At 72.9% G+C, this 17,238-nt stretch carries 16 protein-coding genes; 13 read left to right on the top strand and 3 right to left on the bottom strand.

Annotated features, from left to right (window positions below; genetic code table 11):
• Nucleotides 1-14 precede the first annotated feature (14 nt).
• The 13 genes from OHA81_RS07940 to OHA81_RS07880 all read left to right on the top strand — a co-directional run bounded on the left by OHA81_RS07940 (nucleotide 15) and on the right by OHA81_RS07880 (nucleotide 15,535).
• Nucleotides 15-1,676 (top strand): CTP synthase, encoded by a 1,662-nt coding sequence (locus OHA81_RS07940; RefSeq protein WP_329194077.1) that lies wholly within the window; start codon nucleotides 15-17, stop codon nucleotides 1,674-1,676.
• 78 nt (nucleotides 1,677-1,754) lie between these two features.
• Nucleotides 1,755-2,426 carry an NUDIX hydrolase gene (locus OHA81_RS07935; RefSeq protein WP_329194075.1) on the top strand — a complete coding sequence of 224 codons (672 nt, stop codon included), beginning with the start codon at nucleotides 1,755-1,757 and terminating at the stop codon, nucleotides 2,424-2,426.
• Nucleotides 2,427-2,576: 150 nt separating this feature from the next.
• Nucleotides 2,577-4,541 carry an AAA family ATPase gene (locus OHA81_RS07930; RefSeq protein WP_329194074.1) on the top strand — a complete coding sequence of 655 codons (1,965 nt, stop codon included), beginning with the start codon at nucleotides 2,577-2,579 and terminating at the stop codon, nucleotides 4,539-4,541.
• Nucleotides 4,542-4,693: 152 nt separating this feature from the next.
• Nucleotides 4,694-5,809 carry an alanine dehydrogenase gene (ald, locus tag OHA81_RS07925; protein WP_329194073.1) on the top strand — a complete coding sequence of 372 codons (1,116 nt, stop codon included), beginning with the start codon at nucleotides 4,694-4,696 and terminating at the stop codon, nucleotides 5,807-5,809.
• Between the two features lie 326 nt (nucleotides 5,810-6,135).
• Nucleotides 6,136-7,296 carry a ParA family protein gene (locus tag OHA81_RS07920; RefSeq protein ID WP_443056468.1) on the top strand — a complete coding sequence of 387 codons (1,161 nt, stop codon included), beginning with the start codon at nucleotides 6,136-6,138 and terminating at the stop codon, nucleotides 7,294-7,296.
• On the top strand, nucleotides 7,281-7,745 hold the full coding sequence (locus OHA81_RS07915) for a hypothetical protein (protein ID WP_329194071.1): 465 nt from the start codon (nucleotides 7,281-7,283) through the stop codon (nucleotides 7,743-7,745). The genes OHA81_RS07920 and OHA81_RS07915 overlap by 16 nt, the downstream gene beginning before the upstream one ends.
• 1,003 nt (nucleotides 7,746-8,748) lie before the next feature.
• On the top strand, nucleotides 8,749-9,864 hold the full coding sequence (locus tag OHA81_RS07910) for a ScpA family protein (RefSeq protein ID WP_329194069.1): 1,116 nt from the start codon (nucleotides 8,749-8,751) through the stop codon (nucleotides 9,862-9,864).
• Nucleotides 9,861-10,517 (top strand): SMC-Scp complex subunit ScpB, encoded by a 657-nt coding sequence (gene scpB / locus OHA81_RS07905; protein WP_329194067.1) that lies wholly within the window; start codon nucleotides 9,861-9,863, stop codon nucleotides 10,515-10,517. The genes OHA81_RS07910 and scpB overlap by 4 nt, the downstream gene beginning before the upstream one ends.
• Nucleotides 10,517-11,857, top strand: coding sequence for a pseudouridine synthase (locus OHA81_RS07900; RefSeq protein WP_329194065.1), 1,341 nt, complete (start codon nucleotides 10,517-10,519; stop codon nucleotides 11,855-11,857). The genes scpB and OHA81_RS07900 overlap by 1 nt, the downstream gene beginning before the upstream one ends.
• Before the next feature lie 132 nt (nucleotides 11,858-11,989).
• A complete protein-coding gene (pnuC, locus tag OHA81_RS07895) occupies nucleotides 11,990-12,598 on the top strand; it encodes a nicotinamide riboside transporter PnuC (protein WP_329194063.1) in 609 nt (202 codons plus the stop codon).
• 32 nt (nucleotides 12,599-12,630) lie between these two features.
• A complete protein-coding gene (locus tag OHA81_RS07890; protein WP_329202080.1) occupies nucleotides 12,631-13,761 on the top strand; it encodes an AAA family ATPase in 1,131 nt (376 codons plus the stop codon).
• Nucleotides 13,758-14,489 carry an NUDIX hydrolase gene (locus OHA81_RS07885; protein WP_329194061.1) on the top strand — a complete coding sequence of 244 codons (732 nt, stop codon included), beginning with the start codon at nucleotides 13,758-13,760 and terminating at the stop codon, nucleotides 14,487-14,489. The genes OHA81_RS07890 and OHA81_RS07885 overlap by 4 nt, the downstream gene beginning before the upstream one ends.
• Complete coding sequence (locus OHA81_RS07880; protein ID WP_329194059.1) at nucleotides 14,486-15,535, top strand: ADP-ribosylglycohydrolase family protein; 1,050 nt, start codon at nucleotides 14,486-14,488, stop codon at nucleotides 15,533-15,535. The genes OHA81_RS07885 and OHA81_RS07880 overlap by 4 nt, the downstream gene beginning before the upstream one ends.
• A gap of 45 nt (nucleotides 15,536-15,580) precedes the next feature.
• On the opposite strand, the gene OHA81_RS07875 is transcribed toward OHA81_RS07880, so the two are convergent.
• The 3 genes from OHA81_RS07875 to OHA81_RS07865 all read right to left on the bottom strand — a co-directional run bounded on the left by OHA81_RS07875 (nucleotide 15,581) and on the right by OHA81_RS07865 (nucleotide 17,213).
• Nucleotides 15,581-16,285, bottom strand: coding sequence for a nucleotidyltransferase domain-containing protein (locus OHA81_RS07875; protein ID WP_329194057.1), 705 nt, complete (start codon nucleotides 16,283-16,285; stop codon nucleotides 15,581-15,583).
• A 28-nt stretch (nucleotides 16,286-16,313) separates the two neighbouring features.
• Nucleotides 16,314-16,775: a Rieske (2Fe-2S) protein gene (locus tag OHA81_RS07870; RefSeq protein WP_329194055.1), complete on the bottom strand. Its 462-nt coding sequence runs from the start codon at nucleotides 16,773-16,775 to the stop codon at nucleotides 16,314-16,316.
• A gap of 96 nt (nucleotides 16,776-16,871) precedes the next feature.
• The gene (locus OHA81_RS07865; protein WP_329194053.1) at nucleotides 16,872-17,213 is read right to left on the bottom strand and encodes a DUF952 domain-containing protein; all 342 of its coding nucleotides are present in this window, start codon (nucleotides 17,211-17,213) and stop codon (nucleotides 16,872-16,874) included.
• Nucleotides 17,214-17,238 lie beyond the last annotated feature (25 nt).

Raw genomic sequence — 17,238 nt, 5'->3', positions numbered from 1 at the left:
GCCCCCTCTTGGCGATGCCGGCACGAAATTCGTCATCCTCGACGACCAAGCACATCTTCGTCACCGGGGGTGTCGCTTCGTCCCTCGGCAAGGGCCTGACGGCCTCCAGCCTGGGTGCGCTGCTCAAGGCGCGCGGTCTGCGGGTCACGATGCAGAAGCTCGACCCGTACCTGAACGTCGACCCGGGCACGATGAACCCCTTCCAGCACGGCGAGGTGTTCGTCACCAACGACGGCGCCGAGACCGACCTGGACATCGGTCACTACGAGCGTTTCCTCGACGTCGACCTCGACGGCTCGGCCAACGTCACCACCGGCCAGGTCTACTCGCAGGTCATCGCCAAGGAGCGGCGCGGCGAGTACCTCGGTGACACCGTGCAGGTCATCCCGCACATCACCAACGAGATCAAGCACCGCATCCGGCGGATGGCGACCGACGACGTCGACGTCGTCATCACCGAGGTCGGCGGCACCGTCGGCGACATCGAGTCGCTGCCGTTCCTGGAGACCGTGCGCCAGGTCCGCCACGAGGTCGGCCGCGACAACGTCTTCGTCGTGCACATCTCGCTGCTCCCCTACATCGGCCCGTCCGGTGAGCTCAAGACCAAGCCGACCCAGCACTCGGTCGCGGCGCTGCGCAACATCGGCATCCAGCCCGACGCGATCGTGCTGCGCGCCGACCGCGAGGTGCCGACCTCCATCAAGCGCAAGATCTCGCTGATGTGCGACGTCGACGAGGCCGCGGTCGTCGCCGCGATCGACGCCAAGTCGATCTACGACATCCCCAAGGTGCTGCACACCGAGGGCCTGGACGCCTACGTCGTCCGCAAGCTCGACCTGCCCTTCCGCGACGTCGACTGGACGGTGTGGGAGGACCTGCTGGACCGGGTCCACAACCCCGACCACGAGGTCAAGGTCGCGCTCGTCGGCAAGTACATCGACCTGCCCGACGCCTACCTGTCGGTGACCGAGGCGCTGCGCGCCGGCGGCTTCGCCAACAGGGCCCGGGTCCAGATCAAGTGGGTCACCTCCGACGACTGCAAGACGCCGGAGGACGCCGCCGCGCAGCTGGGCGACGTCGACGCGATCTGCGTGCCCGGCGGCTTCGGTGACCGCGGCGTCAACGGCAAGGTCGGCGCGATCACCTACGCCCGCGAGAACAAGATCCCGCTGCTGGGCCTGTGCCTGGGTCTGCAGTGCGTGGTCATCGAGGCCGCGCGCAACCTGGCGGGCATCGAGGAGGCGAACTCCACCGAGTTCGACGCCTCCACCCCGCACCCGGTCATCTCGACGATGGAGGAGCAGCTGGCCTTCGTCGAGGGCGCGGGCGACCTGGGCGGCACCATGCGCCTGGGCATGTACCCGGCGAAGCTCGCCGAGGGCTCCATCGTGCGCGAGGTCTACGGCGACCAGGCGTACGTGGACGAGCGCCACCGCCACCGCTACGAGGTGAACAACGCCTACCGCGGCGAGCTGGAGAAGAAGGCCGGCCTGGTCTTCTCGGGCACCTCCCCGGACAACAAGCTCGTCGAGTACGTCGAGTACCCGCGCGAGGTCCACCCCTACCTGGTGGCCACCCAGGCCCACCCGGAGCTCCGCTCCCGCCCGACCCGGCCGCACCCGCTCTTCGCGGGCCTGGTCAAGGCCGCCGTGGAGCGCCAGCAGTCGGCGAAGTGATCGCGTAAGCGCATAACGTAGGCAGCCGGGGCACGGATCGTGCCCCGGCTGCCTACGTTTCTCGGGAAGGTATTGGGCATGGGCAAGGACGAGGCCACCGACATCGCCACCGACATCGCCGCAGACATCGCGGACACCCCGGAGACCTGGGAGGTCGTCGCCTCCCGCACCCCGTTCCAGGGCGCGAAGACGGCGGTCCGCTCGGAGCAGGTACGGATGCCCGACCGGGCCGTGGTGCGCCGCGACTACCAGGTGCACCCCGGTTCCGTGTGCGTGCTCGCGCTCGACGGGGAACAGCGCGTCCTGGTCATCAACCAGTACCGGCACCCCGTGCGGCACAAGCTGTGGGAACTGCCCGCCGGCCTGCTGGACGTGCCCGGGGAGAACCCGCTGCACGCCGCGCAGCGGGAGCTGTACGAGGAGGCGCACGTCGAGGCCCGCGACTGGCGGGTGCTGGCCGACTTCTTCTCCACCCCCGGCGGCTCGGACGAAGCGGTCCGGATCTTCCTCGCGCGGGACCTCGCACCCGCGCCGGGGGAGCGCTTCGCGGTGTCCGAGGAGGAGGCCGACATGCTGCTGGCCCGGGTCCCGCTCCAGGAGCTGGTGCGCGGCGTACTCGCGGGTGAACTCGGCAACCCCGGCCTGGTGACCGGGGTCCTCGCACTGTCCGCGGCGCTCGCCCGCGAAGGCGGCGTGGACTGCCTGCGCCCGGCCCTCGCTCCCTGGCCGGCCCGCCCGTTCGAGGCGTAGCAGCCGCAGGAAGCGGCTGTGGGGCCGGATGGGCTGCTGATGTGACGATCGGCTGATCCGATCGGGCGACGCACCAGCCGCGCTCCACATGGACCGTCGCTCTGCGTGAACTACGCTCGGCAACCCTAAGGCAGGGAGAGGAGCGGATCCGTGACGGATTTCGTCGGGCGGCGGCGTGAGCTCAAGGAGCTGCGCGAGGACATCGCGCGGACCGGACTCGACACCCTCTCGGGCCGCAAGGCCAAGGCCCCCCGCGCGCGGGTGCTCCTCATCGCCGGACGTCCGGGATCGGGACGCACGGCGCTGGCCGAGGAACTCGTACGGGAAGTCCGCGAGGACTACCCCGACGCGCTTCTCCGCGTACGGCTCACCCACCCCGGCGGAGGGACAGTCGCCACCGAGCGGGCGGTGCGGACCCTGCTGGAGGGGCTGGGGCGGCCCACCCCTCCCGGCGCCGGCGAGGACGACCTCAGTTCGGCCCTGCGCGCCGCCCTCAAGGGCAAGCGCGCCGTCCTGCTCGTGGACGACGCCGCCGATCCGCACCAGGTCGACGCGCTGCTGCCCGACACCCCCGAATGCCTGGTCGTCGTCACCGCCGAGGGACCCCTCACCGGGATTCCGGATGTGCGTCCCTGCACCCTCGGCGGGCTCGACACCCCCTCGGCGGTCAAGATGCTCGCCGGGGGCATCCGGGACACCCGGATCACGGTCGACCCGCTCGCCGCCGAAGCCCTCGCGCAGGAGTGCGGGGGGCAGCCCGCCGCGCTCTGCCTGGCCGGAGGCTGGCTCGCCGCCCACCCCCAGGCTTCCGTCGCCGACCTGGCCAAGCAGCTCCACGACATGCCGCCCGGCACCGACGGACCGCTCGGGCGCGCCTTCCGGCTCGTCTACGAGTCCCTGCCGCAGCCCGCCCAGCGCACCCTGCGGCTGCTTCCGCTCGCGCCCGCCGGGATCGTCGACTCGCACACCGCGTCCGCCCTCGCCGGCTGCTCCGTCGCCGCCGCCCAGTCCGTCCTGGAGGACTTCGCCGGGCTCGGCCTCGTACGGCACGCGCAGGACGGGCTGTTCCTGTTGCCCGGCTGCCTCGCGCCACTGCTGCGGGCGCTGCTGGAGACCAAGGAACGGCCGGCCGAGGTGCAGCTGGCCCGGGCCCGGATGCTGGAGCGGACCGTACGGCTGCTGGGCTCCTGCCGCGCCATGGCCGCGGACGACGAGGAACACGTGCGGGAGCGGCTGGACGGGCTGCCGCGGGCGCTGCGCTTCCCCGACCGGCGCGCGGCGGCCACCTGGCTCGACACCCGGCTGCCCGCCCTGACCGCCTCGGCCTCCCTCGCGGTGGCGGACGGCGAGCTGGACACCCTCGCCCGCCGCCTGGTCGCCGCCCTCGTACGGGCCCTGGCCGAGCACCGCGGTACCAGCGCCGCCGCGCCCGAGCTGTACGGGCTGCACCGCCTGGTCCTCGACGTCGCCGAGCGCCGCGGCCTGCACCGGGAGCGGGCCGCGGCGCTGCTGAACCTGGCCGACCTGGACGCCGAGACGGGCCGTACGCACGAGGCACTGGAGCGCTACCGGGCCGCGCTGGACGCCGGAAAGGCGGCGAACGACCCGTACGCGACGGGCCGCGCGATGGAATCCGTAGGCGGTGCGTACCAGGAGCTGGCCGACTGGCACCGGGCCTGCGACTGGTTCGGCCGGGCCCTGTCCCAGGCACTCGCCCGGGGGGAGCGCGCGGACGAGGCGCGGCTGTACGGACGGCTGGGCAACGTGCACACGTACGCGGGCCGGTACGGGGACGCGCTGCGCAGCTGGCGCGCGGCCGCCGCGGGGTACCGGAAGCTGGCCGATGTCCCGGGTCAGGCAAAGGCGTTGAGCGAGATGGCGCGCATTCAGGAGTACGCCGGCAGGCCCGCGGAATCCCTGCACACCTGCCGCCAGGCCGTCGAGCTCGCGCGCAGGGCCGGGGACCTGCGACTTCAAGCCGCCCTCCAGGTGCGGCTGGCCGACACGCTCGACAGGCTGGGCGACCCGGCGGCGGCCCGACTGCACAGGTCGGCGGCCGACAGATTGCTGGGAGACGACCCCGCAGCCTGCGAAATCCGCAGTGATTCCGACTGAGATTATTTGTTTGCAAGGCTAGACAGCGCCTCATCCTTCATTAGACTGGCTTCACCACGTCATCTCGTGGTGCATCCCGTTGCGCGTTCTTGTGGGCGGGTATGTATGGAAGTGCCCCGTAATATCCCCTGAGCCAAGGACCGTGATCGACGATGAAGGTCGGCATCCCCCGCGAGGTCAAGAACAACGAGTTCCGGGTCGCCATCACGCCCGCCGGCGTGCATGAGCTGGTCCGTAACGGCCACCAGGTCTTCATCGAGCAGAACGCCGGTGTCGGCTCCTCGATCACGGACGCCGAGTACGTCGCCGCGGGCGGCGAGATCCTCGGTACGGCCGACGAGGTCTGGCAGACCGCCGACCTGCTGCTGAAGGTCAAGGAGCCGATCGCGGAGGAGTACCACCGTCTCCGCAAGGACCAGACCCTCTTCACCTACCTGCACCTGGCGGCCTCCCGCGAGTGCACGGACGCCCTGCTGGAGTCCGGCACCACCGCCATCGCGTACGAGACGGTCGAGCTCGCGGGCCGCGCGCTCCCGTTGCTCGCCCCGATGTCCGAGGTCGCGGGCCGTCTGGCCCCGCAGGTCGGCGCCTACCACCTGATGCGCTCGGCCGGCGGCCGCGGCGTGCTCCCCGGCGGCGTCCCCGGTACCCACGCCGGCGAGTGCGTGGTCATCGGCGGCGGCGTGTCCGGCTGGAACGCCGCGCAGATCGCCATCGGCATGGGCTTCCACGTGACCCTGCTCGACAAGGACATCAACAAGCTCCGCGAGGCCGACAAGGTCTTCGGCACGAAGATCAAGACGATCGTCTCCAACGCCTTCGAGCTGGAGAAGGCCGTCATCGAGGCCGACCTGGTCATCGGCGCGGTCCTCATCCCGGGTGCGAAGGCCCCCAAGCTGGTCACCAACGAGCTCGTCGCGAAGATGAAGCCCGGAAGTGTCCTTGTCGACATTGCGATCGACCAGGGCGGCTGCTTCGAGGACTCCCGTCCGACCACCCACGCCGAGCCGACCTTCCAGGTCCACAACTCGGTCTTCTACTGCGTCGCCAACATGCCGGGCGCCGTGCCGAACACCTCCACCTACGCCCTCACGAACGCGACCCTGCCGTACATCGTGCAGCTCGCGAACCTCGGCTGGGCCGAGGCGCTGCGCCGTGACCCGGCGCTCGCGCTGGGCCTCAACACCCATGACGGCAAGGTCGTTTACGGTCCGGTCGCCGAGGCCCACGGCCTCGAGGTCCTGCCGCTGAACACGCTGCTCGGCTGACCCGTCAACGACTGACGTCAATCTCACGTCTCCGGCCGGACCTTGCCCGCAAGGTCCGGCCGGACGTGTTTGCGCGGTGCGCCGGGAGCCCGCTCAACTCGCCTCGAACGTAACCCTTTAACCCTTTCGCACACCCGCGAAACTTCGTAGTGACAGCTCGTACGCCCTTGACAGAGTGGTGTTCGCTTGCCGACACAACGCGGCGGGTCCGGTGGATTGTGTTGCCGCTGAGTGGTGACACGCCATAGAGTCGCCAACCGTCGGCATGGTGCCACGCTGACCTATCGATAAGTGTCCTGGTCACGTCCGAGGAGGTAAGACGACTTGTGAATGAGTCGACATTTGCTCCTGGGGGTGGTCGAGCAGGAACGCCAGAGCGGGGCCGAGGTCCCGCCGGGGCCGAGGCTGTCGGCTCCGTCGCAGTCCGCACCTTCGCAAACCACCAGCACATGACGACGCCCCGAAAGAGCATGGACGGCCTAGACGTGAACTCCAGGGCCGGCGACCCGAGCGGCGAACAGCCCGTGGGATTCGCCGACTACGACCAGGTGCCCGAAGGGCACTTCTACGACCCCGACGCGGAGTACGAGCCCGACCCCGAGTACGCGGCCACTCTCGCCCCCGACGCTGCCCGGCAGCGCCGCGAGCGGATCGGCCCGACCGGACGGCCGCTGCCGTACTTCCCGATCCCGGGCCCGCTGACCGACCACGGTCCCGCGACGATCATCGCGATGTGCAACCAGAAGGGCGGCGTCGGCAAGACCACGTCGACCATCAACCTGGGCGCCGCGCTCGCCGAGTACGGGCGGCGCGTGCTGCTCGTGGACTTCGACCCGCAGGGCGCGCTGTCCGTGGGCCTCGGCGTCAACCCGATGGAACTCGACCTGACGGTCTACAACCTGCTCATGGAGCGGGGCATGTCGGCCGACGAGGTGCTGCTCAAGACGGCCGTCCCCAACATGGACCTGCTGCCGAGCAACATCGACCTGTCCGCCGCCGAAGTGCAGTTGGTCAGCGAGGTCGCGCGCGAGTCCACGCTCCAGCGGGCGCTCAAGCCGCTGATGCAGGACTACGACTACATCGTGATCGACTGTCAGCCCTCGCTCGGCCTGCTGACGGTGAACGCCCTGACGGCGGCTCACAAGGTCATCGTCCCGCTGGAGTGCGAGTTCTTCGCGCTGCGCGGGGTGGCGCTGCTGACCGAGACGATCGAGAAGGTGCAGGAGCGGCTCAACCCGGAGCTGGAGCTCGACGGCATCCTCGCGACGATGTACGACTCCCGTACCGTGCACAGCCGTGAGGTGCTGGCGCGCGTCGTCGAGGCGTTCGACGACCACGTGTACCACACGGTCATCGGCCGTACGGTGCGCTTCCCGGAGACCACGGTCGCCGGTGAGCCGATCACCACGTACGCCTCCAACTCCGTCGGCGCCGCCGCCTACCGCCAGTTGGCCAGGGAGGTGCTCGCCCGGTGTCCCGCCGAGTGAGTCTGCCCGGAGCCGACGAACTGTTCCGTACGACCGGGGGGATGGCGCTGCAGTCGTCCTCGCCGAGGCGGGGCGCGGAGGAGCCGCCTCCCGGCTCGGCTCCGGCCGTGCCCTCCTCCTCGCAGGAGCCCGCGGTGGGCGCGCAGCGGCGGCCGCAGGAAGGTTCTGCCTCCGCCGCCGGGGCGTCCTCGCCCCGGTCCGGCAAGGGGCAGGGCCGGGGCGCGAACCGGCGCCCCAGCGGGCGTGAGCGGCACGACGAGAAGATCACGGTCTACGTCTCCGCGGAGGAGCTCATGGACCTGGAGCACGCGCGGCTGGTGCTGCGCGGGGAGCACGGCCTGGCGGTCGACCGCGGCCGCATCGTCCGCGAGGCGGTGGCGGTGGTCCTGGCCGACCTGGAATCTCGCGGCGACGCCAGCATCCTGGTCCGCCGCCTCCGCGGTCGCTGACCCCGCGGGCCCTCGTACGGGGCCCCTTCCGTGCAGGCCCTTCCGCGCAGGCGCTTCCCGCGGACCCGGCCCCCGAGGGGCGCTCGGCGCGAGCCGCTCCGCGGCGCCGGCCCGGGCGGGCCCTTCCCCGACTCGGCCGGAACAGGGTTTCGCGGCCCGCCGCGCCGTCGGCCCCGCCCACCGCACCCCACCCCTCTCCGGCCCGCCCTGCCCTGCTGCGACACGCACCGTGCCCTCGGTGGCGTCCGGTCCGGCGATCCCTCTCGAGTGCCTGACCGGCGTGGCCGCGGGGGTGGGCAGCGGCCCGGCACGTGGCCGGTGCCGCCTGTGGACCTGGCGGCCGTCCGCCGGCCCCGTCTCCCGGACGCCCCTGCCGCCGGGCCGGTGGTGTCACCGGGGGGCGGACGTCGGCGCCGCGGAACGCGCCGTCGGCCACCCCGACGAGGGGCAGCGGGCCCTGTTCGGGCCCGCCCGGTTACCACCGGCCCGGCCGGCAGCGAGCCGCCTGGCCAGTGGCGCGCCCGGTGGGCTCGCAGTCGATCGCGGCGCCGTGGAAGGCGCCGTCGGCCACCCCGACGAGGGGTAGCGGGCCCTGTTCGGGCCATCCGGCTACCGGGCCGCCCGGCAGTGGCCCGGCCGCCTGAACGGCGTGCCGTCGCCGCATCGCGCGCGGGCCACCGGCCCACCACGTGGGCGGTGCTGTCGACGGACCCCGCTCCGGGGCAGGCGGTGTGCGCCACCGCTGCCCCGGGGTCTTGGTGCCCGAGCGTCTGTTGCCGGGCCGTCAGGCGGGTCCGAAGAGGTGGGCTCCCGGCAGCGAGCCGGCCGTCCGGACGGCGAGCGAGCGCCCCGCCCGGCGCCGGGGTGGGCGGGGCGCAGGGCCGGGCGGTAGACCGGCCACGCGGTCGCCGCTGTGTCGGTGGGGCGTGGTCGGCGGGAGTGGGCGGGGCGGTGGTTAGGCTGCTGGACGGTCGCCTCCGTACCACCACGAACCTGGATCCCGATGCCCTCTCCCGCCGAATCCGGCCGCCCGCCCCGTCGCCACCTGGGACGCGGCCCGGGCTCCGCTGCCCCGGCGACGCCGCAGGCGGGTAGCGCAGACGCGGCTGAGCCGGTGGTGGGTGGTCCGGGTTCCGGGGCCCCGCAGGCGGGCGGTCCGCAGGGCTCGGGAGCGGGCCCGTGGCCTGGGGCGCCGGAGGCGGGGGGCGGGGCTTCGGGGGCGGGTTCCTCGGGCTCGCAGGTACCGGTGGTGGTTTCCCCGGGCGGCTCCGCTGTCCCGGCGGCCCCGCAGGCGGCCGGCGATCCTCGTGGCGGCCAGCCCGGCGGCGGCCGGTTCACCTTGAGGCTGGCGAACTTCGAGGGGCCCTTCGATCTGCTGCTCCAGCTGATCTCCCGGCACCGGCTGGACGTCACGGAGGTCGCCCTCTCCCAGGTGACCGACGAGTTCATGACGTACATCCGGGCCATGGGCCCCGACTGGGACCTCGACCAGACCAGCGAGTTCCTCGTCGTCGCCGCGACCCTCCTCGACCTCAAGGCCGCCCGCCTGCTCCCCGCCGCCGAGGTCGAGGACGAGGCGGACCTCGCCCTCCTCGAAGCCCGTGACCTGCTCTTCGCACGGCTGCTCCAGTACCGGGCGTACAAGCAGGTCGCCGCGCTCTTCCAGGACTGGGCCCGCGACGAGGGCCGGCGGTACCCCCGTACCGTGGGACTGGAGCCCCACCATGCCGAGCTGCTGCCCGAGGTCGTCATCAGCATCGGCGCCGAGGGGTTCGCCCGGCTCGCCGTGCAGGCCATGCGCCCCCGCGCCGAGCCGCAGGTGTACGTCGACCACATCCACGCCCCGCTCGTCAGCGTGCGCGAGCAGGCAGGGCTGCTGGTCGCCCTGCTCAAGGCCCGCGGCGAGGCGACCTTCCAGGAGCTCACCGAGGACGCCCCAGACACCCTCACCGTCGTCGCGCGCTTCCTGGCCCTCCTGGAGCTCTACCGGGAGAAGGCGGTGGCCCTCGACCAGGAGCTCGCCCTCGGGGCGCTCACGGTGCGCTGGAGCGGCGGGGACGGCGACGGCATGCCTACGGTGACCGACGAGTTCGACCAGATCGTGGAGGCGAAGCAATGACCGAGGTGGCCGAGGTGGCCGAGGTGGCCGACCGGCCCGGGACGGCCGGGCTCGCGCTCAAGGGCGCCCTGGAGGCCGTCCTGATGGTCGTGGACGAGCCCGCGACCGAGGAGCACCTCGCGAAGGTGCTGGAGCGCAGCCCGCGGGAGGTGGCGGACGCCCTGCGCGAGCTCGCCGACGAGTACACCGTCCAGCGGCGCGGGTTCGAGCTGCGACCCGTCGCCGGCGGCTGGCGGTTCTACAGCCGCGCCGAGTACGCCCCGGCGGTCGAGGCCTTCGTACTGGACGGCCAGCAGGCCCGTCTCACCCAGGCGGCCCTGGAGACGCTGGCGATCGTCGCGTACCGCCAGCCGGTGAGCCGGTCGAGGGTCTCGGCGGTCCGCGGAGTCAACTGCGACGGGGTCATGCGGACCCTCCTCCAGCGCGGTCTGGTGGCCGAGGCGGGCACGGAACCCGAAACAGGTGCGATCCTGTACAGGACGACGAACTACTTTCTGGAGCGGATGGGCCTGCGCGGCCTGGACGAGCTCCCGGAGCTCGCGCCCTTCCTCCCCGAGGCGGACGCGATCGAAGCCGAGACGCAAGAGGGTGTTCCGTCGTTCGATCCGGATGCACCGGATACCGATGAAGACGACAAGACGACGGAACTTTGATGCGAAGCAGCGGTAACGGCAACGGCGGCGGCAACAGGAACAGCGGCGGCGGTGGTGGCGGGCGCGGGAACTCCCGCGGCGGCAGCTCCGGCGCGGGCGGTGGCTACCGCGGTAGCGGCTCCGGAGGCTCCGGCGGCGGTGGCTACCGTGGCGGCGGCTCCGGCGGCAGCGGCTCCGGCGGCAGCGGTGGCTACCGCGGCGGCGGCTCGGGATCGGGCGGGGGCGGCTTCCGTGACCGGGACCGCGACCGCGACCAGGCGCCCCAGCGTCCGCGCAACCCCCGCCCCGAGGAGCGGCGCTACGACGTCGGCCCCGAGGGCGAGCGGTCGGGCCGCAGCGGCCCCAAGGCGGGCGGCGGCGGTGCCCGTGGTGCCTCCGACGCCGGCCGGGGCGGTGCGGGCGGTGCGCGTGGCGCGGCCGCGCGCGGTGGCGCCAAGGGCGGACCGAAGACCTCCAAGACGCCCGGCATCGGCGGGGCCGGCGGCCCGCGCCGCGGTCCCGGCAGCCGCAGCGGCCAGTCGCGCCCCCGCGAGCTGGACGCGCGGATCGAGGAGCGCGTGCGCGACCGGTACGCCGACAAGCCCGTGATCAAGACCCCGAAGACCTTCCCGGGTGCCGAGGAGGAGGGGGAGCGCTTGCAGAAGGTGCTCGCCCGCGCCGGCATGGGCTCGCGCCGCGCCTGCGAGGAGCTGATCGAGCAGGCCCGCGTCGAGGTCAACGGCGAGATCGTGCTGGAGCAGGGCAAGCGCGTCCAGCCGAAGGACGAGATCAAGGTGGACGGCCTGACCGTCGCCACCCAGTCGTACCTGTTCTTCGCGCTGAACAAGCCCGCCGGTGTCGTCTCCACCATGGAGGACCCGGACGGCCGCCAGTGCCTCGGTGACTACGTCACCAACCGCGAGACGCGGCTGTTCCACGTCGGCCGGCTCGACACCGAGACCGAGGGCATCATCCTGCTCACCAACCACGGTGAGCTGGCCCACCGCCTCACGCACCCCAAGTACGGCGTGCAGAAGACGTACGTCGCGTCCATCACGGGCTCGCTGCCCCGGGACATCGGCAAGCGCCTCAAGGACGGCATCGAGCTGGAGGACGGCTACGCCCGCGCCGACAACTTCCGCGTGCTGGACCAGGTCGGCAAGAACTACCTCGTCGAGGTGACCCTGCACGAGGGCCGCAAGCACATCGTCCGCCGCATGCTGGCGGAGGCCGGGTTCCCGGTCGACAAGCTCGTGCGCACGTCCTTCGGGCCGATCGAGCTGGGCGACCAGAAGTCGGGCTGGCTGCGCCGCCTGACCAACACCGAGGTCGGCATGCTGATGCGCGAGGTCGGTCTGTAGTCCGCCCCGTTCTGCGGATCCTCGCGAGAGGGTCACGGGAAGAACCCGCGGTGCCTTCGGGCGCCGCGGGTTCTTCCGTTCCCGGCCTCCGTTGTTTATAGTCAGCATGACTATAAAAGGGGTGGGGCCGTCATGGGCTGGAACACGAGCTGGACCGAGGTCCTCGGATCCGCCACGGGCGCCTGGTGCGTGTGGCTGGTGGCCCGGCAGCACATCGCCAACTGGCCGATCGGCATCGCCAACAACATCTTCTTCATCGTGCTGTTCGCGCAGTCCGGCCTCTACGCGGACGCCGGACTGCAGATCGTCTTCATCGCCCTCGCCGCGTACGGCTGGTGGTCCTGGACCCACGGGGGTGGACCAGGAACCGCCACGGCCCTGCCGGTGCGCCGCACCACGCGCGCCGAATGGGCCGCGCTCGCCGCGGCGGGGGCGGTGGGGGTGCTCGGACTGACGCTGCTGCTCGGCAGGGTCACCGACTCCACCGTCCCGTTCTGGGACGCGCTGACCACCGCGCTGTCCCTCACGGCCACGTACGGGCAGTGCCGCAAGCTCCTGGAGTCCTGGTGGCTGTGGATCGCCGCCGACCTCGTCTACATCCCGCTGTACGTCTACAAGGGGCTGTACCTGACCTCGGTCCTCTACGGCGGCTTCCTCCTGCTGTGCGTGGCCGGGCTCGCGGGCTGGCGCCGGGAGCTGCCGGGCAGGGGCGCCCGTACGGCCGTGGAGGCGACGGCATGAGCGGCGCACGCGGCACGAGCGGCGCACGCGGCATGAGCGGCCCGCGCGGTGCGAGCGGCGGGAAGCGGTACGGGCACGGGCTGGTGCTGGGGAAGTTCTACCCGCCGCACGCCGGCCACCACCACCTGGTGCGCACCGCCCAGGACCAGTGCGAGCGGCTGACCGTCCTGGTCTGCGCGGCTTCCGTCGAGTCGGTCCCGCTGGCGGACCGGGTCGCCTGGATGCGCGAGGAGCACCCCGGGGCACACGTGGTCGGCGCGGTGGACGACATCCCGGTGGACCTGCACGACCCGGCGGTCTGGGAGGCCCACATGGCGATCTTCCGGGCCGCGGTGCCCCGGCGCGTGGACGCCGTCTTCACCTCGGAGGCCTACGGGGGCGAACTCGCGCGGCGGTTCGGCGCGCACGAGGTCCTCGTGGACCGGGAGCGGACCCTGTTCCCGGTGTCGGGTACGGCGGTACGCGCCGACCCGGCCGCCTGCTGGGAGTTCCTCGGCCCGGGCGTACGGGCCTCCCTGACCCGGCGGGTCGTCGTCCTGGGCGCCGAGTCCACGGGCACGACGACCCTGTCCCGCGACCTCGCGGCCCACTACCGGCGGCGCGGCGGGGTCTGGTCGAAGACGGGCTGGGTCGCCGAGTACGGGCGCCGGTACAGCGAGGAGAAGCTCGCGGTGGCGCGGGCCGCCGACCCGGACGCCTCCTGGGCGGACGTGTCCTTCGCCTCCCGGGAGTTCCCGGTGATCGCCCGGCGTCAGGACGCGGAGGAGGAACGCGCCGCCCGGCTGGGCTCGCCGGTGCTGTTCTGCGACACCGACTCCTTCGCCACCGGGATCTGGCACGAGCGGTACGTGGGGACCCGCAGCGCGGAGACCGAGAAGGTCGCCTCCCTGACGCGGCGCGACCTCTACCTGCTGACGGACGACGCGGACGTGCCGTTCGAGGACGACGGCCTGCGCGACGGCGAGCACCTGCGGCCCTGGATGACCGGCCGGTTCCGGGAGGAACTGGAGCGGACCGGCAGGCGTTTCCTCGTCATGCGCGGCGACCGCGGGACACGCCTGGCGGCGGCCGTGACGGCGGTGGACGAACTGCTGCAAGAGGGCTGGTACTTCGCGGACCCGCTGCCCGAGAACGTCCGGCAGCCCGGCACGGGGGACGTGTGAACACGGCCTACGATCCCCGCGCCTTCGAGCCGTTCGCCGTGACCGTCGACCTCGCCGTGTTCACCGTACGGGGCGGCGCCCTGCACGTGCTGCTGATCCGGCGCGGCCAGGAACCGTACGCCGGTGCCTGGGCGCTCCCCGGCGGCTTCATACTGCCCCGGGAGTCGGCGGAGGCGGCCGCACGCCGGGAACTCGCCGAGGAGACGGGCCTGGCGCCCGGCCTGGTGGCGGCCCTGCACCTCGAACAGCTGCGCACCTACAGCGAACCCGACCGGGACCCCCGGATGCGGGTGGTGTCGGTGGCGTTCACCGCGCTGGTCCCCGACATGCCCGAGCCCGCGGCGGAAGGCGGCGGTGACGCGGACCGGGCCCGGTGGGTGCCCGTGGACCGGGCGGCCGGCCTGGCGTTCGACCACGCGGTGATCCTTGCGGACGCCCGCTCCCGGGTCGGCTCGAAGCTGGAGTACACCTGCCTGGCCACCGCGTTCTGCCCGCCCGAGTTCACCCTCGGCGAGCTCCAGGCCGTCTACGAGACCGTCTGGGACACCGCCCTGGACCGCCCCAACTTCCGCCGCAAGGTCCTCGCCACGCCGGGCTTCGTCGAGGCCGTTCCCGGAGCCGCCCGGCTGACCGGCGGCCGCGGCAAACCGGCCGCGCTCTACCGTCCCGGGCCGGCGACGGTCCTGCACCCGCCCTTGCTCCGCCCCACGGAAGGACACCCGCGATGACGCAGACGACGACCACGACGCCGGCCAAGGCCCCCGCGACGAAGCGCGCCGCGACCGGCGCCATGATCGGCCTGGCCCTGGGCGACGCCCTGGGCTTCCCGACGGAGTTCAACGACGTGCCGTCGATCCTCGCGAAGACCGGACCCTGGCGGGAGATGGGGCTGCCCAGCCCGGCCCTCATCACGGACGACACCCAGATGACGCTGGCGCTGGCGCGCGGCATCCGGACGGCGACGGACCGCGGCCGGATCGGCCCGCTGCGGCTGACCCGTCCGGTCCGGGAGGAGTTCGTGGACTGGTACCACTCCCCGGAGAACGACCGGGCCCCCGGCAACACCTGTCTGCGCGCCTGCCGGCTGCTGAACGAGCCGCAGCGGGACTGGCGCGCGGCCAGCCAGACGGGCTCGAAGGGCTGCGGGGCGAACATGCGGGTGGCCCCGGTGGGCCTGGTCCCCGGCTGGACGCAGGAGGAGCGGGCGGGTGCGGCCCAGCTCCAGTCGGCCCTCACGCACGGCCACCCGACGGCGCTCGCCGCCGGCGACCTCACGGCGCACGCCGTCCACCTGCTGGCGCAGGGCACCGAGCCCACGGGACTGGTCGGCCTGCTCCGCTCCTACGCCCTGGACAACCGCACCCGCTACCACGAGCGCTGGCTCGGCGACCTGTGGATGCGCACGGGGGAGGACGCCACCGCGCAGTCCTTCATCGCGCGGGGCTGGGACGAATGCCTCGAGGTCCTGAACCGCCTCGCCGCCGCCCTGCGCGACCCGTCCCCGGAGACGGACCCCTGCCTCACCACGGGCGACGGCTGGATCGCGGAGGAGGCCCTCGCCACCGCCCTCCAGTGCTTCCTCCTCTTCCCCGAGGCCCCCCTGACGGCCCTGCGCCGCGCGGCCTGCACCCGGGGCGACTCCGACTCGATCGCCTGCCTCACCGGAGCCTTCGCCGGCGCCCACCTCGGCGCCTGCGCCTGGCCCGCCGACTGGCAGGAGCGGATCGAACACCGGGACGAGCTGCTGGAGTTCGGCGCGCTCTGGGACGCCTGAGCCCCGGCCGCTTGGGACCCGGCGCCCGGGCCCCGGCCGCCCCGGCTATCCGGCCGACGCGCGGCGGGCGCGGTGCAGGAAGTCCGCCACGCGGGCGGTGTCCGGAGCGGCCGGAAGCGGGCTGGCGGCGAGGGCGGAGTCGCAGTCCCGGGTGAGGCGGGACATCCAGGTGTCCGTTTCGGCCCAGGTCAGTTCGCCGCGCTTGACCGCGAGGAGGCGGTCGCGGTGCGGGGTCACGTCGATCGTCAGGCGGCCCGTGCGCAGCAGGTCGCGGCAGGACAGGAGCAGGCGCAGCAGGTGCATGGCGTGCTTCCAGCGCGGGGCGCCGTGGATGCGGACGTCCGCGAGGAGTTTGCGGTGCTGGCTGACGGCGTAGCGGGTGAAGCTGGTGTGGGCCTGGCGGGAGAGGAAGGCCGGGCGCAGGGAGAGGAGTTCCTCGCCCACCGGGGTGAGCCGCTCCACCAGCGGGGAGTGCAGGCACTCCAGGACGTTCGGATTGGCGCGCAGGGCGAGTTCGCAGAAACGTTCCAGCTCCCAGGAGAACTCCTCCTCCCGGGGCCCCTCCACATGGGTGGGCGGCTTCTCGAAGCGCCAGAACAGCGGCGTCGGGGCGAGGTAGACACCGCGCCGGTCGGTGTCGCTCGCCTCCGTCGCCAGGCCGAACGCCCGGGAGCCCATCACGCACGCGTAGACGGTGTGGTCGCGTACGAGGGCGAGAGGGGTCTCCTCGGGTGTGGTCCGTTCGTTCATCCCCGGAGCGTAGGCGGGGGCGCGCCGCTCACGCGAGCGAGATATTGCCGTCCGGGGCGACGGTGATCTGCTGCTCCGGCAGCGGCCGGGTCGCCGGGCCGTGGGCCACCGCCCCGTCGGCGACCTTGAACTTGCTGCCGTGGCAGGGGCAGTCGATGGTGCCGTTCGCCACGGTCCCCACCAGGCAGCCCTGGTGCGTGCACACCGCGGAGAAGCAGCGGAAGGAGCCCGCCGTGGGCTGGGTGACCACCAGCTTCTCGGCCTTGAGGATCTTCCCGCCGCCGACGGGGACGTCCGAGGACTTGAGCAGTGGCTTGGCGCCGCCCGGGGCAGAGGGCGTGACGGCGGCGGCGCCGTCCGTGGCCGGGGCACTGGGGGTCCCCTTCGCGGGCTCGTCGTCGCTGCCGCAGGCGGCCAGCGCGCCGCCGGCCAGGGCCACCGCCCCGGCCGCCAGTACGGTGCGCCGGGCGGTGGGATTGGGGTCGCTCATGAACGTTCTCCTCGCTTCGTGGCCGCTGGCGAGCAGCATCCTGGCGGGCAACGGGCCCCGGGGAAAGCCCGCCGCGCCATGCTGCCCCGCCCTGCCTCAGGTTCCCGGCCGCCATGGGGCCAGTGAGGCGGGACGGCCTGGTGTGCGTACGACCTCCCACACGTGGCTCACGGCGTCCCGGTTCAGCGGGCCGTGGACGTGCGGGTACCGGCCGCCGGATTCACCCGCACGGCGGACCTCCGGGAGCAGCGCGCCCTCGTCGAGTTCCACCGCCAGCAGGGTGCCGGGAGCCTCCCGGTAGTGGGACTCGACGATCGCCAGCGCGGTCTCACGGTCGGCGGAGCAGTGCACGAAGCCCTCCGACGCGAGCGAGGGAGGCGCGTACGGCAGATCGGGGTCGGCGGTCCAGTCGGCGAGCGGGACGATGTGGAAGATCATGCGCCCGTTCTACCGCAGCGGGCGA

This window comes from Streptomyces sp. NBC_00667 (genome assembly GCF_036226825.1).
In the GTDB taxonomy this organism is placed as follows: Bacteria; Actinomycetota; Actinomycetes; order Streptomycetales; family Streptomycetaceae; genus Streptomyces.
Note: the sequence above shows the minus strand (reverse complement) of the source record. Positions and strands in the feature narration are given on the sequence as shown.